The sequence below is a fragment of the Streptomyces sp. NPDC088810 genome (assembly GCF_044750305.1).
Classification (GTDB): Bacteria; Actinomycetota; Actinomycetes; order Streptomycetales; family Streptomycetaceae; genus Streptomyces.
The window spans coordinates 217,518-241,440 of sequence record NZ_JBIVJQ010000003.1; the positions used below are offsets into that span (position 1 = coordinate 217,518).

Sequence of the window (23,923 nt, forward strand, 5' to 3'; positions counted from 1 at the left end):
GTGCGGCGCTGCCCGCCGTCGGGCAGCTCTCGGCGCGAGGCTAGGCAAGCGGACGTTGCACGGACGTTGCACCGCAGATCCGCGCCGGTGCCCGGCCGACCGGTACCGCAAGCTCCGCCTCCAGAGCGGCGAGCCGGGCGCGGACCGGGGCCGTCGGGCGCACCGCCGCGAGCGCCCGCCACACCTCGAGATCGTCCTCGCCCCACGGCGCGTGCGCCCAGTCCGCCAGCAGATCGGGATCGCGGTGCGCGATCAGCGCCGTGCGCAGCACGCCCGCGAGCCGCTCCCGCAGCCGGACGATCGCCGGGGCCTGCGAGCCGGGCAGCAGCGGTCCGGTGTACGCCTCCACCGCCGCGGTGAGCGCACCCTTCTCCAACCACCGCTCCACCACGGTGGCGTCCGACTCGACCGCGGCCGCCAGCCGGTACGGCCGCGAGGCGAGCAGCCCCGGACCCACCACCCGGCGCATCCGGGCGAGTTCGGCCCGCAACGTCACCGGCGTCACCGACTCGTCCGCGTACAGCGCGCACAGCAGCTCGTCACCGCTCAGGCCCTCGGGATGCCGGGAGAGCAGCACGAGAATCTCGCTGTGCCGGCGGCTGAGCCTCGTCCGCCGCCGGTCCACGGCCAGTTCGGCCTCGTCCCGCCCCAGCGCGCTCAGCAGCGGCCCCTCCGCGGCGGCGGGCGGCGGGGCGAGCAGAGCGAGCTGTGCCTCGGCGGCCCGCGCCACCGCCTGCACGAAGCCGAGGCTGTGCGGATGGGCGAGCCCGTCCCCGCCGGTGATGTCCACGGCCCCCAGGACCCGCCCGGTGCGTGGATCGTGCACCGGAGCGGCGGCACATGTCCACGGCTGCACCCGCCGTATGAAGTGCTCGGCGGCGAACACCTGCACAGGCCGGCCCACGGCGACCGCGGTACCCGGCGCGTTGGTGCCGACCGCGCTCTCCGACCAGCGGGCCCCGGGCACGAAGTTCATCCGGTCCGCGCGGCGCCGGGTCGCCGCATGCCCCTCCACCCACAACAGCCTGCCGTGCGCGTCGCACACCGCCAGCAGGTGCTCGCCGTCGGCCGCGAACGTGCCCATCAGCTCTCGGAACAGGGGCATCACCCGGGCCAGCGGATGCTCCGCGCGGTACGCGCCGAGGTCGCCGTCGGTCAGCTCCACCCTGGCGGTGCCGTCCGGCCCGACACCGGCCCGCGCACTGCGCCGCCACGACTCCGCCACCACCGACCGCACCGGCCGCGGCACCGTCCCGGCCGTGGTGAACGTCTCGTGCGCCCGGCGCAGCGCCCGGACACGCTCGGCGGGATCGGCCCCCGGCTCCAGGGCAACCCACGGATCGGTCAACTCGGCCTCCCCGGACGGTGGAACGGCGGTACCTCGGCGGCTGGGACCATCGTCACCCCGGGTGTTCGCCCGGACAACCGGTGCGACGGCGGCTCCGCCCCGGCTAGGCGAAGTTGACCATTCTGATGTAGCGCACCCAGTCCCAGTACGGTCCCGGGTCGGCGTGGTCGGTGCCGGGCACCTGATAGTGACCGATGATGTGCTCCCGGTCGCGGGGGATGCCGTACGTGGCGCAGACCGCCGCCGTGAGCTTCGCCGACTCCTCGTACAGCGCGTCGGTGAAGTAGCCGGGCTGGTCCACCCAGCCCTCGTGCTCGATGCCGATGCTGCGTGTGTTGTACGTCCAGTTGCCCGCGTGCCAGGGGATGTCGGCCTCGTGCACGCACTGCGCGACATGCCCGTCCGCAGAGCGGACCACATAGTGCGCGGAGACCTGTTTCTCCGGATTGCCGAAGATCGCCAGCGTGTCGGTGTACGTCTCCTGGGTCACGTGGATGATCACCCGGTTGATCGCGTAGTCACCGGGGCGGTCGGCCACCGTGTAGTTGGCGCCGCTCGCCGGCTGCCACTCGGCCGGCGGGTAGTCGACGAACCCGGTCTGTGCTCCGGCACGCGGGTCGGGGAGCAGCGCGTAGGGGACGGCGGCGAGTGCCGCGCCCTTCAGCAGCCGTCGCCGGCTGAGCCGCGGTTCGGCTCGGTCCATGTCCATGGCGGGATGCCTTTCGGGGTGCCTTCGGAGGGCCGTTCGTCGGTCAGGGGTACGGCGAGGACGTCAGCCGCGCAGGGCCCGCGCGGTTTCCCGCAGCCGCGTGTGCACACCGCGGTACGTCTCCCGCGCGGGCAGCCACTCCTTGCGGAGCTTGGCCACGCACGTGTAGTTCGTGTCGCACACGTTGGCCAACGGCGATTCGACCGCCTGCGTTGTGAATTGGTACGCGTCCAGCTCACCGAACCCGTAGTCGCGCACCAGCCACTGCACCAGGTCGAGCTGGGATATCCGGAACGCGTCCTCCAACGGGCGGGCCGAGCCGGTCGAGATGATGTGCGTGTCCGACTCCAGCCGGGGCCACGGTGTGGCGACGTCCTTGAGGAGGTCCACGACCACCACCGTGTTCATCGCGCACTCCACGGCCACCCCGCAGGTCTCGCCCTCCCCCTGCCGGGCGTGCCCGTCGCCGAGGCTGAGCAGGGCGCCCTCGACATTGACCCCCAGGTAGCAGGTGACGCCGGCCCGCATCTCGGGCGTGTCCATGTTCCCGCCGTGCGCGTCCGGCACCAGGGCCGAGCGCACCTCCAGGCCGGCGGGTGCCACGCCCACCGTGCCGTGCATCGGGTCCAGGGGCAGCTCCACCTGGAGGTCACTGTCCCGCGCCTGGAACAGCGCGGTCCGACGGTCCCGGTCCAGTTGCCAGATCCAGACCCGCTCCGGCAGCGGCGGCTGCAGCGTGGCCGTGGTGTGGGTGGAGGTGAGCGCGCCGAACAGGGGGACCGTCGTGGACGCCGCCCAGTCCCGGGCCGGTTCGATCGACACGAAGTGCACGGCCACGGTGTCTCCGGGTTCGGCGCCCTCGATGTGGAAGGGGCCCGTCTGCGGATTGAGGTAGGGGAACTCGCACACCTCGGACACGAGGTCCTTCTCGGAGCGGACCCGGCCGGCGAAGCAGTCCTCGGTGTACAGGTCGAGGACCGTACCGGGCGCGATCCGGGCCAACGGCGCTGCTCCGCCGAACGTCCAGGCGTACTGATCCGGTTCCGGGCGCACGCTGAGGATCCGGGGCTCGGTCATCGTGGCTCGGCTCCCTTCCGCGGAGCGGTCGTCGGGCTGGTGCATCGCGCCGGCCGGGACGGGGCCGGCACCGCCGGCGGCAGGCAGTCGCCCGCGAAGGCGGCGCCGGACGGGACCGACACGGCCACCGCGGCGGCCGGTGCCGTCGCCGTGATGCTCTGGAACAGGACCTCGCGCAATCCGATGGCGTCGCGCCGCAGTGGCCCGACCGGCTCCCCGTTCATGCGTCCCCCGATACGTGTCAGTCCGCTGCCGCCTGCCGCCTGCGCGTTTGCCTCATCTCGCGAGCTGCCGACCACTCATGACGGTCCGTCGACTGAGCCTCGCGTGAATTCACCGTACGGCTCGGGCCGGTTGGGCAGAAGGCCGTGCCACGGTTCCGTGGACAAGTCGCGGCTTGTGGACAACTCGATCACCCGATCGGGCGAGGCTGGGGACACGCGGGGCCGGGGAGCCGCGTCAGGCGCGTTCCGCCACCACGGCCGGATCGTCCAGTACCGCTCGGACGACCGAGTGCGCGGCGCCCAGCAGCGGGCCCTGGGGTCCCAGCGGGGACACGGTCACCGGGCAGGCCGGGCCCGCCGTACGGCCCGTCAGCTCCGCCTCCAGGGACGGCAGCAGCCAGGGGGAGAGGCCGGCCAGGGCGCCGCCCAGGACCACCGTCTCCGGGTCGAGCAGGTTCACCGCTCCGGTCAGGGCGATGCCGAGCGCTGTACCGGCGTCCCGCAGAGCCGCCTGCACGGCCTCGTCGCCCGCCTCCGCGCGCTCCGCGAGCAGGCCCACCAGATCCTCGCGCGGCTCCAGCCCGGCCGCGCGCAGGACCGCCTCCTCACCCGCGTACTGTTCCAGGCAGCCCCGGCTTCCACAGGGGCAGGCAGGACCGTCCGGCCGTACGGGCACATGGCCCAGCTCGCCGGCGAATCCCCGGGTCCCGCGCAGCAGCCGGCCGTCGACGACGACCGCGGCACCGATGCCGATCTCGGCCGACACGTGCAGGAAGTCACCGGGGGTGCCGGCCCCGAGCCACAGCTCGGCCAAGGCGCCGAAGTTGGCCTCGTTGTCGACGGTCAGCGGCCAGTCGCCGGGGAGCAGACGGCCGAGGTCGGTGTCGTGCCAGTCGAGGTTCGGGGCCCGTACGACCGTCCGTGCGTCCCGGGCCACCAGTCCGGGCACGGCGACCGCGAGCCCGGCGGGCCAGAGTTCCGCCCGTTCCGCCTCCGTGACGACGCGGCGGATCAGCGCCGTCAGCTCCTGGATCACGGGCCCGGCGGCCCGGCCCCGGTTGGCGCCGTGCCGTACGGCCCGGGCGCGGACCTGGCCGCGCAGGTCGACCGCGCACACCGCGAGATGGTCGACGCCGATCTCCGCCCCGATCCCGGCCGGGCCCCGGCCGCTCACCGCCAGCGCGGACCCGGGCCGGCCGACCCGGCCCGGCCGCTCGGGGCCCAGTTCCTCCAGCAGCCCCCAGCGGATCAGCTCGTCCACCAGCGTCGACACCGCGGCCCGGGTCAGCCCGATCCGGGAGGCGACCGCCGCCCGGGACAGCGAGCCCTCGGCGCTGACGGCGTGCATCACCCGGGCGAGGTTGCGCCGGCGCATGCCCTGCTGGGTGTCCGGCAGGGGGCGCCCGGCGCCCGGGGGGCGCGCCTCGTGCAGCGGTGCGGTCATGCCTCCGTCAATCCTCGGTGTCTGCCGCCCGGCGGTGGGCGGGCGGCCCGGTCACTGGGTGCGGGTCTCCCGCGCCAGCAGCGGGGCCGCGTCGGAGAGTACCCCGGTGATCCGTTCCAGCGTCGACCCGTCCCGTTCCACGGCCTCCAGGACCGGGCCCGCCGCCGTGTTCCAGCGGCGGGCCACCGCCGCGGGATCCTCGCCGGTCAGCAGTCCGGCCGCCTGCGCCGCCGCGCCCAGGGCGACCAGTTCCCTGGCCTCCGGGACCTGGACGGGCCGCCCGGAGAGCCGGCGCACGGTCTGCTGCCAGGCCGTACCCCGGGCGCCGCCCCCGATCAGGAGCAGCGGGGTGCTGCGGTCCGCGTCCTGGTCGAGGACCAGGTCGAGCGCCCCGAGCAGTGCGTGCACCGCGCCGTCGTACGCGGCTTGGAGCAGCTGACCCGCCGTGGTGTCGTGACGCAGCCCGTGCAGCAGTCCGGAGGCGTGCGGAAGATTCGGGGTGCGCTCGCCGTCCAGGTACGGCAGCAGCGTCACCGAGCCGCCGCCTTCCACGGCTTCCCGGTCCAGGCCCAGCAGGGCCGCGACGCGGTCCACCGCGAGGGTGCAGTTCAGGGTGCAGGCCAGCGGCAGCCAGTCCCCGCGCGCGTCGGCGAAGCCGGCCACCGTGCCGGTGGGATCGGTGGGGCGGCGCCGGGAGACGGCGTAGACCGTGCCGGAGGTGCCGAGGCTCAGCACCGGGGTGCCGGGCCTGAGGCCGAGGCCCAGCGCCGCCGCCGCGTTGTCGCCGGTGCCCGGGGCCACCAGCGTGCCCTTGGAGAACGGCAGGTCGTGGCTGTCCCGCACGGTGCCGGCCACCTCGCCGGGGCGCACGACGCGGGGCAGCAACGCCGGGTGGAGACCGATATGCGCCAGTGTCTCCTCGTCGTACGCCTCCGTCCCGGACGCCCACCAGCCGGTTCCCGAGGCGTCGCCGCGGTCGGTCGTGCCCTGCCCGGTCAGGCGCTCGGTGAGGTAGTCGTGGGGGAGGCGTACCGCCCGGGTCGCGCGGACCGCCTCCGGCTCGTGCTCGGCGAGCCACGCCCACTTGGTGGCCGTGAAGGACGCGCCGGGCACGCTGCCGGTGCGCTCCGCCCAGGCCTTCGGCCCGCCCAGCTCCTCCACCAGGCGGCGGGCCTGCGGTGCCGAGCGGACGTCGTTCCACAGCAGTGCCGGGCGTACCGGCTCGCCGTGCTCGTCCAGGGTGACCAGGCCGTGCTGCTGGCCGCCGATCGACACCGCCGCCGCCTCGTGCGCCGCGTCACCGCACTGGCGCAGCGCCGCGCACAGCGCGTCCCACCACTGACGCGGATCGCTCTCCCGGCCCGCCCCGGAGGTCACGGTGTGCGGGGCCTGGCCGCCGGCCACCACCTGCCCGGTGGCCGCGTCGACGACCAGTGCCTTCGTGGACTGGGTGGACGTGTCCACCCCGACGACGAGCGGACCCTCGACTGCTGACATCGGGCTCTCCCTCTTCCGCGGCTCCGCGGGAATGTGCGGTGGGCTGTCGAAGACACCTTGCTGTCGAAGACATCTTGTCTCTTCCCAGCGGTGCCTTGGCATACTAATTTGTAAACTGCCATGACGAATAGTCGTACGCAGCAAGGAGCCGCGGCATGAACTACCAGCCCACCCCCGAGGACAGGTTCACCTTCGGCCTGTGGACCGTCGGCTGGCAGGGAAGGGACCCGTTCGGTGACGCCACGCGCCGCGCCCTCGACCCGGTCGAGACGGTGCAGCGCCTGGCGGAGCTCGGCGCCTACGGAGTGACCTTCCACGACGACGACCTGATCCCCTTCGGCTCCTCGGACACCGAGCGCGAGTCGCACATCAAGCGGTTCCGGCAGGCCCTGGACGCCACCGGCATGACCGTGCCGATGGCCACCACGAACCTCTTCACGCACCCCGTCTTCAAGGACGGCGCGTTCACCGCCAACGACCGCGACGTGCGCCGCTACGCCCTGCGCAAGACGATCCGCAACATCGACCTGGCGGCCGAACTGGGCGCGAAGACGTACGTCGCCTGGGGCGGCCGCGAGGGCGCCGAGTCCGGGGCCGCAAAGGACGTACGCGCCGCCCTGGACCGCATGAAGGAGGCCTTCGACCTCCTCGGCGAGTACGTCACCTCCCAGGGCTACGAGCTGAAGTTCGCCATCGAGCCCAAGCCGAACGAGCCCCGCGGTGACATCCTGCTGCCCACCGTCGGTCACGCGCTTGCCTTCATCGAGCGCCTGGAGCGGCCCGAGCTGTACGGCGTCAACCCGGAGGTCGGCCACGAGCAGATGGCCGGGCTGAACTTCCCGCACGGCATCGCGCAGGCCCTGTGGGCGGGCAAGCTCTTCCACATCGACCTCAACGGCCAGTCCGGGATCAAGTACGACCAGGACCTGCGGTTCGGCGCGGGTGACCTGCGGGCCGCCTTCTGGCTCGTCGACCTCCTGGAGAGCGCCGGCTACGACGGGCCGCGCCACTTCGACTTCAAGCCGCCGCGGACGGAGGACCTCGACGGCGTGTGGGCGTCGGCGGCGGGCTGCATGCGCAACTACCTCGTCCTCAAGGAGCGTGCGGCCGCCTTCCGCGCCGACCCGGAGGTACAGGAGGCGCTGCGCGCGTCGCGCCTGGACGAGCTGGCCCGGCCGACCGCGGCCGACGGCCTGCAGGCCCTGCTCGCCGACCGCGCGGCCTTCGAGGACTTCGACGTGGAGGCGGCCGCCGCGCGCGGGATGGCCTTCGAACGCCTCGACCAGCTGGCGATGGACCACCTGCTGGGCGCACGGGGCTGACCGGAGAAGGGCCGGGGTGAACGGAGAAGGGCCGGGGTGAGCGGCAGCGGCTCAGCCCGGCCCTCCCGGCCGCGAGGCCGGGGTCACCGCTTCCCGGGCAGCCGGACGTACGTCACGGTCGTCCTGACCCCGCTGTCGACCAGCCGGCCCTGGGCGTCGAACGCGCCCGCCCCGTCGGTCATCCCGAAGTCGTTGTCGTTGATGAGCGCGAGCGTGTCGCGATCCACGCGCGCGATGCCCTCGATCTTCCCGGGCACCCCGGCGACCTTGCCCAGGTCCACCACGAGCTGCTTGGACAGCACCGGCACACCCGCGGTCGCCGGGTCGTCCAGCTGCTCCAGCGAGGGCGACGTCGCGTCGTCGTCCCACCGGCCGCCGAGGATGTCGGACGTCTTCCGCAGCCTGACCAGGTGCAGCCGGGCCGCCTTGTCCGTGCGCTCCTCGACGAGCAGCCGGTCGCGGCCGACCGCCACCACCGACGAGATCTTCAGCTCGGAGGGGTCGTCCTCGCCCGGGTCGACCACGCCGACCGGGTCGAAACGGTAGGCGTACTCGGCCGTGACGGCCCTCTCGCGCGGCGAGAAGCGCAGCAGTCGCGTGGTGCGCGAGGCGTCCCCCGCGTCCCCGTCCGGCACCGAGAGCGGGCTCTGCAGAGCCATCACCAGGTCACCACCGGGAAGCTGCGCCAGCCCCTCGAACCCCCGGTTGGTCTTCCGGTGCAGCAGGATCGACGGCAGCGCCTCCACCACCGGGTAGTCCGCGCCGGTCGGACCGAGCCCCTTGGGCACATAGCGAGCGAGGACCCTCCCGCGCGCGGAGACGTGCACCAGAGACGGCCCGTACTCGTCCACGAGCCAGAAGCTGCCGTCCCCGGCCCGGACGATGCCCTCGGTGTCCAGGCCGTTCGGGTCGCAGGAGAGCGGCGTGCTCGCGTCGTAGGAGTACGGCGCCTCGTCCCGGCCCTTCTGGTCCGGCAACCCGGTGACGGCCTTCCCGGAGGAGGTGGTCAGCGGGATCGCGTCGACGACCGCGACCCTGTCGCCGGAGACCCGGATCTTCACGATCGCGGGGTCGAATCCGGGCACCGGGAAGGTGCGCCGCTTCTTGCCGTCGACCTTGATCTGACCGTTGGGGCCGCGGTCGGTCACCGTCCAGTACTCGCCCTTGCGGCCCGCCGGGTAGATGTCGCTGCCGATGCCGCCCAGCTTCACCCCGTGGTCGTCGGCCACACTGCCGGGGAGCAGCGCGTTGCTGAACGCGCCGAGCGGGATCTCGCCGAGGGTTGCCGTGCGGACGACGCGGGCGTCCCCCGACGTCGACGCGGTGGCCGTCCCCGCGGCCACGAGGACGGCGGCCAGGGCCAGCGGCAGACCGGTGGCGACACAACGGTGGACGTGGCGCCGGCCGGCGGCATGCGGGGACATCGGGCCTCCTGGGAACAAGGTCGTTGGCTGCGGCCACCCTCGGGCCCCCGGAGGAACGCCCGCCCACACCGGGGTGAACGGCCGGCGACCGCGGCTCATCGGATCGTGCCGGCCTCGTGAGGACCGGATGTCAGAAGTCTCCCGGCTCACCTGCCCCGGGCCGTACCGAGGCCAGTGCCGTCGCCGGGTCGGGGTCCGACCCGCCCGCCGGTATCCAGCGGCCTGCCTCGTCGCGGTACGGCCACCAGTGGCCCTCGCGGTCGAGCCGCAGCTGAACGCCCTCACCCTGCACGGTCCACCGGTTGCCGCTCCGGTGGAACTCCGGCCGCTCGTCCGCCTCCCAGGCCCCTTCCAGGGCGGCACGCGCGCGCGTGAGTGCCACGCCCTCCACCTCCCGCTCCTCGTCGAGCACGGTCAGCGCCGCCGCACCACCCAGCCGCCAGGCACCGGCGGCCGCCGCCAGCCCGTCTCGGCCACGCCCCGACCCCGAGGCGAGTCGCTCGGTGACGACGGCGGGTGCCGGTCCGCAGGCCAGCCGTACGGCGTCCTGGGCGGCCGTCAGGTCAGTGCCGGCCCAAGGGCCGACGCCTCGGGCGGCCACCAGCAGCCGATAGGCCTCCGCCGCGGTACGGCCGGCCAGGTGCTCCAGTGCCGCGGTGTCGATCCCGGGCGCCGCGACAGCCTCGGCGGTGAGGGATGGCGGTGTGCCGATGCCCTGCGGGAGTCCGGGCAGTTCGGGCAGCGGCGGCACGACGTCGGCAGCCGCCCATGCCTCGGCCGCGTCCACCCCCGCGGTCGCCGGTGACGCCCCGGACGGCTGCGCGGTGCCGCGGACGTGCAGCTCGGTCAGGAAGGCGTCCTTCTCCCGCCCGCGCACCAGCAGCAGCAGAAACGGATCCTCGTCCAGCAGCCGCGCCACCTGGTGGCACAGCGCGGCCGTGTGCCCGCAATGGTCCCAGGCGCCGCAGTCGCATTCCGGTTCCAGATCACCGAGACCCGGCAGGAGGTCGATCCCCGCCACCGCCGCGTCCTCGATCAGATGGGGCGGAAGCTCCCGGTCGAGCAGCGCGGCCATGTGCCCGGCCTGCTCCACGGCGAGATCCTGGAACCGCGCCCACTCCTCGGCGGACAGCTCCGGCAGCAGGACATCAGCCCGGTGCGCCGCGCCTCCGGGGTCGCGTACGACGGCCGTCACCCGGCCCGGCCGCACGGTCACCGCGCCCACGCCGCCCGCGCGCGCGAGCCGGCGTCCCGCCTTGACCGCCGCCGTTTCCAGCGCCGCGTCCTCCAGGGCCTGCAGCCAGGCGCGCCCCCACCAGCTCCGGGCGAAGCCATGCCCGCGCGCGGGCGGCAGCGCGGCGAACGTGCGCCCCACGTCACGGCCGTGCTCGTCGTCATAGCGGCTCATCGCGCCTCCCCGCGCAGTTCCACCAGTGCGGCCAGTTCCTCGTCCGACAGCTCCGTCAGGGCCGCCTCACCGGTGCCGAGCACGGCCTCGGCCAGCTCCCGCTTGCGGCCCAGCATCTCCGCGATACGGTCCTCCAGTGTCCCCTCGGCGATCAGCCGGTGCACCTGCACCGGGCGGGTCTGCCCGATGCGGTACGCGCGGTCGGTGGCCTGTGCCTCCACCGCCGGATTCCACCAGCGGTCGTAGTGCACGACATGCTCGGCCCGGGTGAGGTTCAGTCCCGTTCCGGCGGCCTTGAGCGACAGCAGGAACACCGGCGCCTCGCCCGCCTGGAAGCGCCGGACCAGAGCCTCCCGCAGGGCGACCGGCGTCCCGCCGTGCAGCAGCAGCGAGGGCACCCCGCGGGCCGCCAGGTGCCGTTCGAGCAGCCGGGCCATGCGCACGTACTGGGTGAAGACCAGCACGCCCGAGCCTTCCGCGAGGATGGTGCCGAGCAGTTCGTCCAGCAGCTCCAGCTTCCCCGAGCGACCCGCGAGCCGCGGATCCTCCTCCTTCAGGAACTGCGCCGGGTGGTTGCAGATCTGCTTCAGGCCGGTCAGCAGCCGCACGATCAGGCCCCGGCGGGCCATGTCGTCGGCGGTCGCGATACGAGCCAGGGTCTCGCGCACCAATGCCTCGTACAAACCCGCCTGTTCAGACGTGAGCGCGACCGGGTGATCGGTCTCGGTCTTCGGCGGAAGCTCGGGGGCGATGCCCGGATCGGACTTGCGTCGCCGCAGCAGGAACGGTCCGGCGATCCGGGCGAGCCGCTGTGCGGCGGCGGGGTCGCCGCCACCCTCGACGGGCTGCGCGTACCGCGCGCGAAAGCTGCCGAGACCGCCGAGCAGGCCGGGTGTCGTCCAGTCGAGGATCGCCCACAGTTCGGTGAGGTTGTTCTCCACCGGAGTGCCCGTGAGCGCCACGCGCGCGCGTGCGCCGATCGAGCGCAGGGCCCGCGCGGTCGCGGAGTAGGGGTTCTTCACGTGCTGGGCCTCGTCGGCCACGACCATTCCCCAGGGAACCCCGGCGAGCCGCGCCGCGTCCAGGCGCATCGTCCCGTACGTCGTCACGACGAACTCCCCGTCCCCCGGAGCCCCCAGGTCGCGCCCGGGTCCGTGGAACCGGCGCACCTGCACGCCGGGGGCGAACCGCTCGATCTCACGCTGCCAGTTGCCGAGCAGCGAGGCCGGGCACACGACGAGCGTGGGCCCGGCCGCCCGGGGGTCCGTCTGCCGGTGCAGATGCAGCGCGATCAGCGTGATCGTCTTGCCGAGCCCCATGTCGTCGGCCAGGCAGCAGCCCAGGCCGAGGGAGGTCGTGCGGGCCAGCCAGTCGAGGCCGCGCAGCTGGTAGTCCCGCAGAGTCGCGGCCAGGCCCGGCGGCTGTGCGACGCCGGCGGCCGGCTCGGTGGCCGTGAGCCGCTCCCGCAGTCCCGCCAGCCATCCCGTGGGCCGTACGTCGACCCGCCGGCCGTCGACCTCCGCCGTACCCGTCAGCGCCGCCGCCAACGCTTCGACGGGAGCGAGGGAACGGTCCGGCTCGGTCCGGGCCCGCTCCGCCTCCCGCGGATCGACCAGGACCCACCCGTCGCGCAGCCGCACCAGCGGACGCTTGGCCTCCGCGAGCCGGTCCAGCTCCTCCCGGGACAACTCCCGCCCGCCCAGGTCGAACCACCATTGGAACGTGACGTCCGCGTCCGCGGAGAGGAACGACGGCGGGGCTGAGGCCGCTCCGGGCGAGGCGGTGCCGTCGTCCGGCGGGCCGAGGGCCGCGTGTGCGGTGAGGCCGCGCGCCAGGTGCTTCGGCCAGTGCACCTCGACTCCCACCGCGGCCAGCGCCCGCGCGCCCTCGCCCAGCAGCTCGGCGATCTCCTCGTCGGCGAGGTCCACCGCGTCGGGCACCGCGGCGGAGAGCAGGGGGGCCAGCGGGGGCCAGGCCCGGGCGGCGCGGCGCAGTGCCAGCAGGGTGTCCGCACGCGCGCGGGGAGCGGACGCCGCGCGCCCGGTGTCCGCACCGGCCCACAGACCGGCGGCGTCCATGACGTCGTCCGATCCGCTGCCACCGTGCACCTGGAGTGCCGCTCGGAAGCGGACCGGATCGTCGTCCTGGGACAGGGCGTCGTCGAGCCCGGACGCCTCAACGCGCAGCGACAGCCGCACTCCCGCGTCATGGCCGGCGGCGATGTTGTCGGCCCACGCGCGCAGCGCGGGCAGATGCTGCGGCTCGGGGGCCGCGTACGCGGGGCCACCGGTCACCAGCGGGGCGGCGGGGGAGCGCGGGAGCACGTCGGCGACCGCGTCGAGGAAGGCGCGCAGCAGCCGCTCCGGGTCGGGCAGCCGCGGCGGCCCGTCCCCCGGGAGCGGCACGGCATGAGCCTCCGGAGGCATGGCGGCGGCGAGTTCCCGGATCAGCTCCGCATCGCGTGCCGACAGCGGACCCACGCGCCAGGTGTCGTGGTCGCCGGGGGACAGGCCCGGCAGGAGCAGACCGCGGGCCAGGAAACCCAGGGCGAGTTGGTACGCGGTCCGCCAGAAGGCCGCGGCCCGGTGCTCTCGCGGCAGCGCACGCGCGCGCGTGAGCACCGGGAGCGCACTGCGGACAGGCAGCAGGAGGACGGGCACCGGGACGCGCTCGACGCCGCCGTCCGCCATGGGCACCGCCAGCTCCAGATCGGTCAGGGAGCCGTCCGCGGGCCTGGGCGGAGTCCCGCCGTCCGGTCGCCAGAACCCGATCCGGCCCGTCCGCGCGGGGTCGGACGGCAGGAAAACCACGCAGCACTGGGCCAGTTGGGACAGGTCGGAGGGTGGTGCCGAGGGGATCGTCTGCACAGCTCTGCCACACTCCTCAAATTTGACTACTCGATCGGAGTCGCCGAGGGTACAGCACGATGACCGCTGCCGCTGTCGAGTGCTGGGGTCGAGCCGCGGACCGGCAGGCCGAGGAGAGGCTCCTAGGGGCGGGTCTCAGGGATGTCTCAGGGGCGGCGCGTGGAACCGCGGGGAGCGGGAGGCCGTTCTCAGATCAGAGAGCGGCAGTGGCCGCGAAGGAGGCGACGCTCATGTCGATGAACGCGAAGATCGCCGCAGGTGGCGTGGCGGTCGGGCTGATCCTGCTCATATGGCTGCCCTGGTGGGTGGCGTTCCTGATCGTCGTGGGAGTCCCGGTGGCCGCGTACCTCGCCCTGGACCCCTCGCAGCGGCGCAGGCTGCGCCGGGTCACCCGCAAGGAGCTCGGCCGCTGACGCGCCGGCGCACGGCGCGGGACCGGTCGCCGAGGCGCCCGCGCGGGCCGGCCCAGCCGTCGGGGGCCGCGCCGCCACCCGCGGCACGACTCCTGGAGCGGCCCGGGAGGCCTGGCCCGGCCGCCCCGGCTCACAGGGGCCGTACGGCCATCTTGTCGAGCGCCTCCAGCAGTCCCGGCAGCTCCGGGCCGCGGCCCACCGGCAGGACCTCACCAGGCTCCTCGTCGAGCAGGACGAACGCGATGTCGTCGGTGCGGGCGACCATCGACCAGCCGGGGCCGTCGGCGCGCAGGGTCCGGGCGTCGCCCGGGGCGAACGACGAGCGCACCCGGCCGAGCGGGGGCGGGGAGTCGACATAGGCACGCGCCTCCGAGAGCACCCGGCGGACACCGGCGTGCCCGCCGGACGAACCACCCTCGGCCTCCGGCGCGGACTCCGCGGCCTTCGGCTGCTCACCCGGCGCGGGGAAGTCGGCGTCGTCGATCTGCTCGCGCCAGGCGGCCCACTGCAGCGCGATCTCGTCGGCACCCAGACGGCGCTGGGCGGGCCCCCAGGAGCCGGTGTCCGGCGGGCTGAGCGCCGGCCGGCCCGCCTCCTCGGGAGCAGGGTCGTGCGGAGCGGGCACGCCGGGTGCCGCGACAGCGACGGCCAGCGGCCACCCCGGAAGGGCGGTCACGACCGCGCGCTCGTCCGGCGACAGCTCGTACTCCATGCCGCAGTCCCAGGACGCGATCGCCACGGCGACCAGCGAGACGTCGTCGATGACGACCGTCCAGCGAGCGCCCTCCCCGTCCTGGCCCAGCACCAGGCCGTACCCGTCGGCGCGCGGCGCGAGGTCCAGTGCCGCGCACGCCTCCGGGTAGTCGTCGCCCAGCACGCTCGGAAACTGCGCCGGCGTCAGCAGCACCGCCGTCAGCACGTACAGCGCATCGTCCGCGGCGGCGACGGCCTCATCGTCCGTCCCAGCCATCCCTGCCTCCCCAGTGGTCGTCCATCGGCGCGCACCCTAGTGCGAGCGGAAGCTGCTTGTCACGACTCCGCGCACCACGCGGAGCTGCAGGTTTCCGCCTGGACAGGGGCGAAACGGGCCACAACTGGAGAGGGCTGTTCCGCTCAGGCCGCGGGCAGCCCGAGGAGGTCCCGGGCCACGGCGTCCGGGGACGTGTCGCGCTCCCGTGCCAGGGCGACCACCGCCCGGCAGGCCAGCTCGCTCACCCCGAAGGACAGCGCCTCCGGCGACACCCAGGCCGCCGCCTCCTCGATCCGGTCCTGGTCGTCCTCCGCGCGGGCCGCCACGTAGACGGCCGCCGCTTCGAACAAGTTGTGCGCGCGCCTGTCCCGGGTGCTCTCCGGCCGCGCGGGCGTGGACGTGCGGAACCTGCCTGCGTACCTGCGGATCATGTCGAACACGCGGACCATCCTCTCCCCGGACGGGCGTCGGAATGATCGCCCATCTCCTGCCTCACAACGTAGAGTTGGACACTCGGCGGCAGAAGGGGGGCGACGCGGTGAAGCGGTTTGAGCGGCTGGAGCAGATCCGTCGGCTGGACCCGGTGGCGGACGCGCCGGAGATCTACCGGATCAGCGTGGCGTACGAGTTCCCCTGGGACTACACACGAGCCCTTGAACTGGCCCTGTACCGCACCTACGCGGTGCCCGGCATCGGCCGGCTGCTCGCGCGGACGGCGGAGCTGACCGAGCGGACGCAGAAGCGGTACGACGACACGGTGCTGCTCCTCGACACCATCGTGGAACACGGCTTCGCCGCGCAGGAGGGGCGCACCGCGATCCGCCGCATCAACCAGATGCACCGCAGCTACGACATCAGCGACGACGACATGCGGTACGTGCTGAGCACGTTCGTGGTGATGCCCCGGCGCTGGATCGACGCCTACGGCTGGCGGCGGCTGTCCCGGCACGAGATCGTCGCCACCACCGAGTACTACCGCACCCTCGGCCGACACATGGGCATTCCGGACATCCCCCGCACCTACGAGGAGTTCGAAGCCCTCCTCGACGCCTACGAAGAAGCCCACTTCGGCTGGGACGAGGAGGCCCGGCGGGTCTCCGACGCCACCCTCGGCCTGATGGCGTCCTGGTATCCGCGCCCGCTGGCGCCCCTGCTGCGCACGGCGACGCTCGCCCTGCTCGACGAGCCGCTGCTGCGCGCGTTCCGCTACCCGCGACCGGGTGCGGCCACCTCCGCGCTGGTGCGCCGCGCCGTTCGGACGCGCGGCCGGGTGGTCCGGCTGCTGCCGCCGCGCCGCAGCCCCCACTTCGCGCGCCAGAACTGGGAGGTCAAGGGCTATCCGGACGGCTACCGCGTGGCCGACCTGGGCACCCGCCTGGTCCCCGGGCTGCGCGGCTGCCCGGTACGGCACCGGGACGCCTCAGCGGCCGACCCCGTCGAGTGACGCCAGCATCTCGCGCAGCCAGGCCAGTTCGGCCCGGCTCGTGGCGCGCGCGATGGTGAGGACACCCCGCCGGAACGGGTCGTCCAGTTCCTCGGCGCGCAGCGGCCGCTCGCCGTCGTAGAAGAAGCTCGCCGGCTCCTCCAGGAAGGCCAGCCGGCGCCGCAGTACGGCCGCCTGTGCGGCGGGGTCCTCCAGGTGCCGCAGGAACGCGAGCAGCGTGAACCAGTGGTTCTCGTCGGTGATCTCGCGCTGGGCGGGCTCGGCGAGCCGGCGCCTCAGCTCGCGCCCGCCCTCCTCGGTCAACCGCAGCACATGGCGTGGTGCGGCCACGGCGCCGGGCTCGGTGGCCCGCACGAGCAGGCCGGCCTTCTCCATGCGCTTGATCGCCGGGTACAGCGTGCTCTCGGCGACGGGGCGCACGTGGCCGGTGAGCGCCGCGATGTGGCGGCGCAGGACGTAACCGTGCAGCGGGGCTTCGCACAGGAAACCGAGGATGGCGAGTTCGAGCATGGACGCATTCTGGCGCAGGGATACCTCGCCCAGCCAATACTGCTCTGGCGGCATACATCGGTGTCGATGTATCGTGGGGTGTCGCTGAACGCAGGGAGGGGCACGGTGCAGCAGGCCACGTTCGACAGCAGGGGTAGCCGCATCCGGTGGACCGAGGTGCCCGGGGCGGGCCCCGCCCGGGTGTACCTGCACGGACTGGGATCGATGTCCGCCGTGTACCACGCGCACATCGCGGCCCGGCCCGAACTCACGGGCCGACGCAGCCTGTTCGTGGACCTGCCCGGACACGGCACGAGCGACCGGCCCGCGGACTTCGGGTACACGCTGGAGGACCACGCCGACGCGGTCGGGGCCGCCCTGGACGCGGCCGGCGCCACCGGCGCGGAACTGATCGCGCACAGCATGGGCGGCGCCGTCGCCATCGTCCTCGCCCACCGGCGTCCCGACCTCGTCTCCCGGCTGGTGCTGACGGAGGCCAACCTGGACGCCTTTCCGCCGTCGACGGCCGCCAGCAGCGGCATCGCCGCCTACGGGGAGGACGAGTTCGTCGCAAGGGAGCACGCGCGCGTGCTCGAGGCGGTCGGCCCGCTGTGGGCGGCCACCATGCGGCTGGCCGACCCGCGTGCCCTGCACCGCAGTGCCGTCGGCCTGCGCAAGGGTTCCGACCCCGTGATGCGTACGCTCCTGGAGGGTCTGGCCGTCGACCGCGTCTTCCTCCAGGGCGAGCACAGCGGCGAACTCGCGGGCCGGGAACGCCTGGAAACCGCCGGAGTGCGCGTGGTGACGGTGCCCGGCGCCGGGCACAACGTCATGTTCGACAACCCCGACGCCTTCGCGGCGGCCGTCGCCGGCACGGGCTGACCCGCCTGGCGCCGTCAGCCCTCGCGCACCGCGAGCGCGAGGAAACGGGCGTCCTCGTCGACGTACGACGTCATGCGCCAGCCGGAGCGGGCCAGGAGCGGCCGGAGATTGGGCTCGGCCCGCAGGTCGTCGGGAGTGATCCGGCGGCCCTGACGCGCCGCCAGTGCCGCGCGGCCGATGGGATGGAAGAGCGCGAGCGTGCCGCCCGGCCGCACGCCACGGGCCAGTTCCCGCAGGTTGTCCACCGGATGCGGCAGGTGGGCGATCAGGCCGGCCGCGAACACGGCGTCCAGGCAACCCGAACGCAGCGGCAGCGCGGCGACATCGGCGAGCAGCAGCCGCCCGTGGCGGTTTCTGCCCGCCCCCACGGCGGCCCGGAGCATCGCCGGGGTCAGGTCGGCGCCCAGCACCACTCCCGAGGGGCCCACGGCGGCTCGCAGGGGCGGCAGGGCGCGTCCCGTGCCACAGCCGGCGTCCAGCACACGATCCCCCTTCCGCAGGCGCAGGTCGGCCACGGCGGCCGCGTAGGCGGGGCCGTCGTCCGGGAACCGGCTGTCCCAGTCGGCGGCGCGGGCGGTGAAGAACTCCTGGACATGTGTGTGGTCGTCGCTCATGTTCCGCATGATTCCTCACCGTCAGGAGGGATGTCTCTGCGCGCATGTTCGAGCGGGAGGCGATCGTTCCGTCGCAACTGTGCGCCACATTCCGACACTTTTCGAAATGCGCCCCCTTTGTGCGCCCCTGCCCCCGCTAGCGTCCCGGGGCCATGGGACACCTGGACCACGCCGCCTTCGGCTGGCTGACACCCGTGCTGTCGTACGTGATGGCCTGTATAGGCGGCGCGCTCGGACTGCGCTGCACCGTCCGCGCGCTCGCCACCACCGGCCGCTCGCGCCGCAACTGGCTCGTCACCGCGGCCTCCGCCATCGGGACGGGCATCTGGACCATGCACTTCGTGGCCATGCTCGGCTTCCGCGTCAGCGGCAGCGACATCCGCTACGACGTGCCGCTGACCATCCTCAGCCTTCTCGTCGCCATGGTCGTCGTCTGCGCCGGCGTCTTCGCCGTCGGCTACAGCCGCGACCGCAACCGCGCCCTCCTCCTCGGCGGACTCACCACCGGGCTGGGCGTCGCCAGCATGCACTACCTGGGCATGGCGGCGGTCCGGCTGCACGGCGACGTCAGGTACGACCCCGTCCTCGTCGGACTGTCGGTCCTGATCGCCGTGGTCGCGGCGACCGCGGCCCTGTGGGCCGGACTCAACATCAAGTCACCCCTCGCGGTCACCGTCGCCTCCCTCGTCATGGGAGCGGCCGTCAGCAGCATGCACTACACCGGGATGTTCGCGGTGAGCGTGCGTGTGGACCCCTCCGGCGACGCCCTGCCCGGGGCCACGGCGATGCAGTTCATCTTCCCCCTCGCCGTCGGCCTCGGGTCCTACCTGTTCATCACCTCGGCCTTCGTCGCCCTCTCGCCCACCGCCGACGAGCGCGAGGCCTCCGCCTCCGCCCAGCGGGCCGTCGAGAGCGTCGCCCGCTAGCGGGACCCGGCCCGAGCGCACCGACCACGTCCCGAGCGAGGAGGCCATGCGCCCACCCCGTAGCCCTGAGAAAGCCGCCGCCCCGGCACACCGCCCGCGCGGACGCCGCGCGCACGCCGGACCGCCCGCCGACGAGGGCGCCGACCGCCCGCTCGGCACTCCGCCCGCCACGGCACGCGCGCGGGGAGGCCGCCGGCACCTGCGTCCCCGGACCGTGCGCGCCAAGGTGGTCAGCCTTCTGATGGTGCCCGTCGTCTCCCTCCTCGCCCTCTGGGCGTACGCCACCGTCACCACCGCCCAGGACGTCGCCCGGCTGCGCCAGTCCCAGCGGGTCGACGCCGACCTGCGCACCCCGGTGGCCGCCGCCGTCACCGCGCTGCAGGCCGAGCGCACCGCGGCCGTGCGCTACGCCACGGACCCGCGCGCCGGGAACGGCGGCGACCTCGAAGATCTAGCGGCCCGCACCGACCGGGCCGTGGCCAGGCTTCGGCTCGGCGGGCACAGCACCGTCGCCGACAGCCAGGAACTGCCCGCCGGCGTCTCCGGCCGCCTCGACGCCTTCGTCACCGGCGCGGAGCAGCTGCGCACGCTGCGGACGGCCGTACGAGGCCACAAGGCAGGCTGGGACCAGACGTACACGCGGTACACGAAGGCCATCGGCGCGGCCTTCGCCGTGGACGGTGCCCTCACCGGCGTCCAACAGGCCGATGTCGCCTCCGACGCGCGCGTGCTGCTCGAATTCTCCCGGGCCGCCGAAGCACTGGCCCAGGAGGATGCCCTGCTCGGCAGCGCGCGGACCACCAACGCCCTGCAGGGGAAGCGGCTACGGCTGTTCGGCGCTGCCGTCGCCACCCGCCGTGCGCTCACCGAGACCGCCGTCTCCGATCTGCCCGCCGCCCAGCGCGCCGCCTGGCAGGACTTGGCGCGCAGCCGTGCGCACACCGCCCTCGGCGCCGCCGAGGACAAGCTGCTCACCGCCGGACCGGGAGCCGAACCGGACGACGCGGCACCGCAGGCCGCCTGGAGCGCCGCCCACGCGCGCGTGCAGGACGGCATGCGGACCATCGCGACGGCCACGGGTCGTGCCGTCGCCGGCCGTGCCGACCCGGTCGCCCGCGGCCTGCTCAGCCCGGCGGGCGCCGCTGTGCTCCTGGGACTCGCCGCCGTCGCCGCCTCCCTCGTCATCTCCGTCCGCATCGGGCGGGCACTCGTGGTCGAACTCGTGAGCCTGCGCAACGACGCACTGGAGATCGCCCGCCGCAAGCTCCCCGAGGCGATGCGGAAGCTGCGCGCGGGCGAAGAGATCGACATTCAGGCCGAGGCGCCCGCCGGACCACCGGCCGAGGACGAGACGGGCCAGGTCGCGGAAGCCCTGACCACCGTGCACCGCGCCGCGCTCCGCGCCGCCGTGGAGCGCGCCGAACTCGCCAGCGGAATCGCGGGAGTCTTCGTCAACCTGGCCCGCCGCAGCCAGGTCCTGGTCCATCGCCAGCTCAGCCTCCTGGACAGCATGGAACGGCGCTCCGACGACCCCGACGAACTGAGCGACCTGTTCCGCCTGGACCACCTCACCACCCGGATGCGACGCCATGCCGAGAGCCTGATCATCCTCTCCGGTGCCGCGCCCGGCCGGGCCTGGCGCATGCCGGTGTCCCTGACCAACGTCGTACGCGCCGCCGTCTCGGAGGTCGAGGACTACGCGCGCGTGGAGGTGCGTCAGTTCCCCGAGGCCCACGTCATCGGTGCGGCGGTCGCCGACCTCACCCATCTGCTCGCCGAACTCGTCGAGAACGCCGCACAGTTCTCACCACCCCACACGCGCGTGCGCGTCACCGGGGAACCGGTCGGCAACGGCTACGCACTGGAGATCGAGGACCGGGGACTCGGCATGGGCGCCGAGACCCTCGCCGAGGCCAACCGGCGCATCGAGCAGTCCGAGGCGCTCGACCTCTTCGACAGCGACCGTCTGGGACTCTTCGTGGTCAGCAGGCTCGCCTCCCGGCACGACATCAAGGTGCATCTGCGGACCTCCCCCTACGGCGGCACCACCGCCGTGGTCCTGCTGCCGACCGCCCTGCTGCACAGCGGCGTGAGAGCACGGACCTCCCACGAGGACGGGCAGGCCCGCCCCGGCCAGGAACGCGTCTACGCGCGCGTGCCCGGGGCGATCCCTCCGCAGGAGGCAGCCGTCGTGGCACAGCCGGACCGGCCCGCCCTGGCGGCCACCGCACCCGGCCCCCACAGCACCGACCAGCCATCCGGACCCCACAGCGCGAGCACGGCGGCCGGTGCCCACAGCACCCGGCCCGTACCCGGCCCGGAAGGCCCGGGCCTCCATGGCGCCGCGCACGAACCCCCGCCCCCCGGCGTCACCGCCCTGCGGCCGCACCGCCCTCCGGAGGACTCCGAGTCCTCCGACGACCTCCCGCGCCGGGTGCGTCAGGCGAACCTCGTCCCCCAACTGCGCCACCAGCGCAGCGAAGAGCCGGCTCCGCAGCCCGCCCGTGACGACCGGCGCACCCCCGAACTCGTACGGGACCGCATGACGGCATACCGCGACGGCTGGACGCGCGGCGGTGGCAGGCAGCCCGGCCGCGGCGCCACCCCGCAACCCGGAACGGGCAGTGACAGCGAAGGAGACCCTGCATGATCCAGGACCCCCACACCGGCCAGCGGTCCGGCGAACTGGACTGGCTGCTCGACGATCTCGTGATGCGCGTGGGCGAGGTACGGCACGCCGTCGTGCTGTCCAACGACGGCCTGGCGGTCGGTGCCTCGACCGACCTCGCGCGGGAGGACGCCGAACATCTCGCCGCCGTGGCCTCGGGTTTCAACAGCCTCGCCAAGGGTGCGGGACGGCACTTCGGAGCGGGCGGGGTGCGCCAGACCATGGTCGAGATGGACGACGCGTTCCTCTTCGTGGCCGCCGCCGGCGACGGCTCCTGCCTCGCCCTGCTCACCGCGGTCACGGCCGACATCGGGCTGGTCGCCTACGAGATGGCCCGCCTGGTCAAACGCGTCGGTGAGCACCTCTACACGCCGCCGCGCCTCGCGGCGCAGCCACCCGCCGCCGGATGAACCGGAAGGCCGCACCGATGACCGAGAACCCGACCGGCGGGCCCCGCGAGCCGGGCAGCCAGTGGTACGACGGCGAGGCCGGGCCGCTGGTCCGCCCGTACGCCATGACGGGTGGCCGCACCCAGCCGGGGCCCAGCGGCGTGCGCTTCGATCTGATCGCGCTCGTCACCCTCGACCCCACCGCACCGGCCCTCGACGACGGCACCGCGCTCGGCCCCGAACACCGGACCCTGATCGACCTGTGCCGCCCGGAGACGCAGTCCGTCGCCGAACTCGCCGCGGACGCGGACCTTCCGGTCGGCGTGGTCAGGGTGCTCCTCGGGGACCTCCTGGAACTGGGCTGCGTGACGATCAGCCGCCCCGTGCCGCCGGCGAGCCTGCCCGACGAACGGATTCTGCGCGAGGTCATCGCGGGATTGCGAGCGCTGTAGATGCACGTTCGGACACCGCCGCACCCCTCGTTGCGTCCGCATCTGTACGCCTGGCCGTGTCCCGCTCCGTCCGAAGCGGGCACGTTGCGCCACCGATCGGGCACGAGCCGGTCACATCGGGTGCACTTCGCTCCAATCCCCCCGACGCCTGCCCCCGTTGTCATCATGCTGCCTGCACCACCGGAGCACGCGGACGCCGGCCGCAGCCGGCCCTCCCGAGAGAAGTGATCATGGTCTCCGAGCACTCCGACACCGCCGGCGACACCTCCGCCCTGGCGCTGAAGATACTCGTCGCCGGCGGCTTCGGGGTCGGCAAGACGACCCTGGTGGGAGCCGTCAGCGAGATCCGGCCGCTGCGCACCGAGGAACTCCTGAGCGAAGCCGGACAGTTGGTGGACGACACCGACGGTGTGGACCAGAAGGTCACCACCACCGTGGCCATGGACTTCGGCCGCATCACGATCCGCTCCGGCCTGTCCCTCTACCTCTTCGGCACACCGGGACAGGACCGCTTCTGGTTCCTGTGGGACGAACTGGCCCAGGGAGCGCTCGGCGCCGTGGTCCTCGCGGACACCCGGCGGCTGGAGGACTGCTTCCCCGCCGTCGACTACTTCGAGCACCGGCGCATCCCGTTCGTGGTGGCCGTCAACTGCTTCGCCGGAGCCCGCGGTTACGGCGCCCACGACGTCTCCCGCGCGCTCGACCTCGACCACGGCACACCGGTGGTGCTGTGCGACGCGCGGGACCGCGACTCAGGCAAGGAAGTGCTGATCCGGCTGGTCGAGTACGCCGGGCGGATGCACACCGCCCGGCTTCTGGACTCGGTCGGATGAGCCCGGCGCTCAGGCCGCCAGGTCCCGCACCGCCACCACGTTGTCGATCCTGACGCGGACGAGGAATTCACCCGGTACGCCGTTGCGGGCGCCGTACTCCTCGGCGCGGTCCTCGCCCATGTACCGGGCGGCGATCCGGGTGGCCCAGTGACGCAACTCGGCCAAGTCCTCCGACAGCCGGGCGCGGCCGTTCAGCACCACGAAGTGGAACGGCGGACGGTCGTCGTCCACGCACAGGGCGACCCGGCCGTCACGGGCCAGATTTCGGCCCTTCACGGTGTCCTTGCCGGTGTTGAACACCAGCTCCTCCCCGTCCAGCAGGAACCAGATCGGAGCCACATGAGGGCTCCCGTCGGCGCGGACGGTGGACAGCTTGCCGGTGCGGGTGCCGTCCGAGACGAACGCCCGCCACTCCTCATCGGTCATCTTCTCTGCCATGGGCCCATCCTGCTTGCCCGCACGCCGGTCGTGGGGAAGGCTGGCGGGGAGTTCCTCCAGCCAGGGGGAGACGTCACACGGGGAG

22 protein-coding genes are annotated in these 23,923 nt (G+C 73.8%); 9 read left to right on the forward strand and 13 right to left on the reverse strand.

All coding sequences use genetic code 11. The features are described from left to right. Positions 1-40: 40 nt before the first annotated feature. From ACIP4Y_RS11835 to xylB, 5 genes are all read right to left on the reverse strand, one after another. Positions 41-1,348: a GAF domain-containing protein gene (locus ACIP4Y_RS11835; RefSeq protein ID WP_401391171.1), complete on the reverse strand. Its 1,308-nt coding sequence runs from the start codon at positions 1,346-1,348 to the stop codon at positions 41-43. Positions 1,349-1,451: 103 nt separating this feature from the next. Beyond that, positions 1,452-2,051: an N-acetylmuramoyl-L-alanine amidase gene (locus ACIP4Y_RS11840; RefSeq protein ID WP_401392492.1), complete on the reverse strand. Its 600-nt coding sequence runs from the start codon at positions 2,049-2,051 to the stop codon at positions 1,452-1,454. Between the two features lie 69 nt (positions 2,052-2,120). Beyond that, positions 2,121-3,134, reverse strand: coding sequence for an acetamidase/formamidase family protein (locus ACIP4Y_RS11845; protein ID WP_401391173.1), 1,014 nt, complete (start codon positions 3,132-3,134; stop codon positions 2,121-2,123). Between the two features lie 459 nt (positions 3,135-3,593). Next, positions 3,594-4,802: an ROK family protein gene (locus tag ACIP4Y_RS11850; protein ID WP_401391176.1), complete on the reverse strand. Its 1,209-nt coding sequence runs from the start codon at positions 4,800-4,802 to the stop codon at positions 3,594-3,596. Positions 4,803-4,853: 51 nt separating this feature from the next. Next, on the reverse strand, positions 4,854-6,299 hold the full coding sequence (xylB, locus tag ACIP4Y_RS11855; protein ID WP_401391179.1) for a xylulokinase: 1,446 nt from the start codon (positions 6,297-6,299) through the stop codon (positions 4,854-4,856). 155 nt (positions 6,300-6,454) lie between these two features. Between xylB and xylA the strand changes: the two genes are divergently transcribed. Next, complete coding sequence (gene xylA / locus ACIP4Y_RS11860; RefSeq protein WP_401391182.1) at positions 6,455-7,621, forward strand: xylose isomerase; 1,167 nt, start codon at positions 6,455-6,457, stop codon at positions 7,619-7,621. Between the two features lie 83 nt (positions 7,622-7,704). Here the strand turns inward: xylA and ACIP4Y_RS11865 are convergent, their stop codons facing one another. From ACIP4Y_RS11865 to ACIP4Y_RS11875, 3 genes are all read right to left on the reverse strand, one after another. Next, entirely contained in the window at positions 7,705-9,045 is a 1,341-nt protein-coding gene (locus ACIP4Y_RS11865) for an esterase-like activity of phytase family protein (RefSeq protein ID WP_401391185.1), read from the reverse strand. A gap of 130 nt (positions 9,046-9,175) precedes the next feature. Next, positions 9,176-10,453: an SWF or SNF family helicase gene (locus ACIP4Y_RS11870; protein ID WP_401391188.1), complete on the reverse strand. Its 1,278-nt coding sequence runs from the start codon at positions 10,451-10,453 to the stop codon at positions 9,176-9,178. Continuing rightward, positions 10,450-13,320, reverse strand: a complete 2,871-nt coding sequence (locus ACIP4Y_RS11875) for a DEAD/DEAH box helicase (protein ID WP_401391191.1) — start codon at positions 13,318-13,320, stop codon at positions 10,450-10,452. The genes ACIP4Y_RS11870 and ACIP4Y_RS11875 overlap by 4 nt, the downstream gene beginning before the upstream one ends. A gap of 230 nt (positions 13,321-13,550) precedes the next feature. On the opposite strand from ACIP4Y_RS11875, the gene ACIP4Y_RS11880 reads away from it, so the two are divergent. Continuing rightward, complete coding sequence (locus ACIP4Y_RS11880; RefSeq protein ID WP_030340126.1) at positions 13,551-13,733, forward strand: hypothetical protein; 183 nt, start codon at positions 13,551-13,553, stop codon at positions 13,731-13,733. Between the two features lie 130 nt (positions 13,734-13,863). Here the strand turns inward: ACIP4Y_RS11880 and ACIP4Y_RS11885 are convergent, their stop codons facing one another. Beyond that, positions 13,864-14,703 carry a hypothetical protein gene (locus ACIP4Y_RS11885; RefSeq protein WP_401391194.1) on the reverse strand — a complete coding sequence of 280 codons (840 nt, stop codon included), beginning with the start codon at positions 14,701-14,703 and terminating at the stop codon, positions 13,864-13,866. Between the two features lie 143 nt (positions 14,704-14,846). After that, positions 14,847-15,143 (reverse strand): hypothetical protein, encoded by a 297-nt coding sequence (locus ACIP4Y_RS11890; protein ID WP_401391197.1) that lies wholly within the window; start codon positions 15,141-15,143, stop codon positions 14,847-14,849. Positions 15,144-15,241: 98 nt separating this feature from the next. On the opposite strand from ACIP4Y_RS11890, the gene ACIP4Y_RS11895 reads away from it, so the two are divergent. Further along, a complete protein-coding gene (locus ACIP4Y_RS11895; RefSeq protein ID WP_401391200.1) occupies positions 15,242-16,147 on the forward strand; it encodes an oxygenase MpaB family protein in 906 nt (301 codons plus the stop codon). On the opposite strand, the gene ACIP4Y_RS11900 is transcribed toward ACIP4Y_RS11895, so the two are convergent. After that, positions 16,124-16,657, reverse strand: coding sequence for a PadR family transcriptional regulator (locus ACIP4Y_RS11900; RefSeq protein WP_358644463.1), 534 nt, complete (start codon positions 16,655-16,657; stop codon positions 16,124-16,126). The two genes, ACIP4Y_RS11895 and ACIP4Y_RS11900, sit on opposite strands and share 24 nt — an antisense overlap. 105 nt (positions 16,658-16,762) lie before the next feature. Here ACIP4Y_RS11900 and ACIP4Y_RS11905 point away from each other — a divergent pair, with 105 nt between their 5' ends. Continuing rightward, entirely contained in the window at positions 16,763-17,518 is a 756-nt protein-coding gene (locus tag ACIP4Y_RS11905; protein ID WP_401391203.1) for an alpha/beta fold hydrolase, read from the forward strand. A gap of 14 nt (positions 17,519-17,532) precedes the next feature. Here the strand turns inward: ACIP4Y_RS11905 and ACIP4Y_RS11910 are convergent, their stop codons facing one another. Continuing rightward, on the reverse strand, positions 17,533-18,132 hold the full coding sequence (locus tag ACIP4Y_RS11910; protein WP_401391206.1) for a class I SAM-dependent methyltransferase: 600 nt from the start codon (positions 18,130-18,132) through the stop codon (positions 17,533-17,535). A gap of 152 nt (positions 18,133-18,284) precedes the next feature. On the opposite strand from ACIP4Y_RS11910, the gene ACIP4Y_RS11915 reads away from it, so the two are divergent. The 5 genes from ACIP4Y_RS11915 (at position 18,285) to ACIP4Y_RS11935 (ending at position 23,400) form a co-directional block, all read left to right on the forward strand. Then, positions 18,285-19,058: an MHYT domain-containing protein gene (locus ACIP4Y_RS11915; protein WP_401391209.1), complete on the forward strand. Its 774-nt coding sequence runs from the start codon at positions 18,285-18,287 to the stop codon at positions 19,056-19,058. A 46-nt stretch (positions 19,059-19,104) separates the two neighbouring features. After that, the gene (locus tag ACIP4Y_RS11920; RefSeq protein ID WP_401391212.1) at positions 19,105-21,708 is read left to right on the forward strand and encodes a nitrate- and nitrite sensing domain-containing protein; all 2,604 of its coding nucleotides are present in this window, start codon (positions 19,105-19,107) and stop codon (positions 21,706-21,708) included. Beyond that, positions 21,705-22,136 (forward strand): roadblock/LC7 domain-containing protein, encoded by a 432-nt coding sequence (locus ACIP4Y_RS11925; protein WP_401391215.1) that lies wholly within the window; start codon positions 21,705-21,707, stop codon positions 22,134-22,136. Before ACIP4Y_RS11920 ends, ACIP4Y_RS11925 begins: the two co-directional genes overlap by 4 nt. Before the next feature lie 17 nt (positions 22,137-22,153). Continuing rightward, positions 22,154-22,567: a DUF742 domain-containing protein gene (locus tag ACIP4Y_RS11930; RefSeq protein ID WP_358644475.1), complete on the forward strand. Its 414-nt coding sequence runs from the start codon at positions 22,154-22,156 to the stop codon at positions 22,565-22,567. Between the two features lie 230 nt (positions 22,568-22,797). Then, on the forward strand, positions 22,798-23,400 hold the full coding sequence (locus ACIP4Y_RS11935) for an ATP/GTP-binding protein (protein WP_358644477.1): 603 nt from the start codon (positions 22,798-22,800) through the stop codon (positions 23,398-23,400). A 9-nt stretch (positions 23,401-23,409) separates the two neighbouring features. On the opposite strand, the gene ACIP4Y_RS11940 is transcribed toward ACIP4Y_RS11935, so the two are convergent. Next, on the reverse strand, positions 23,410-23,838 hold the full coding sequence (locus tag ACIP4Y_RS11940) for a PPOX class F420-dependent oxidoreductase (RefSeq protein ID WP_401391219.1): 429 nt from the start codon (positions 23,836-23,838) through the stop codon (positions 23,410-23,412). Positions 23,839-23,923 lie beyond the last annotated feature (85 nt).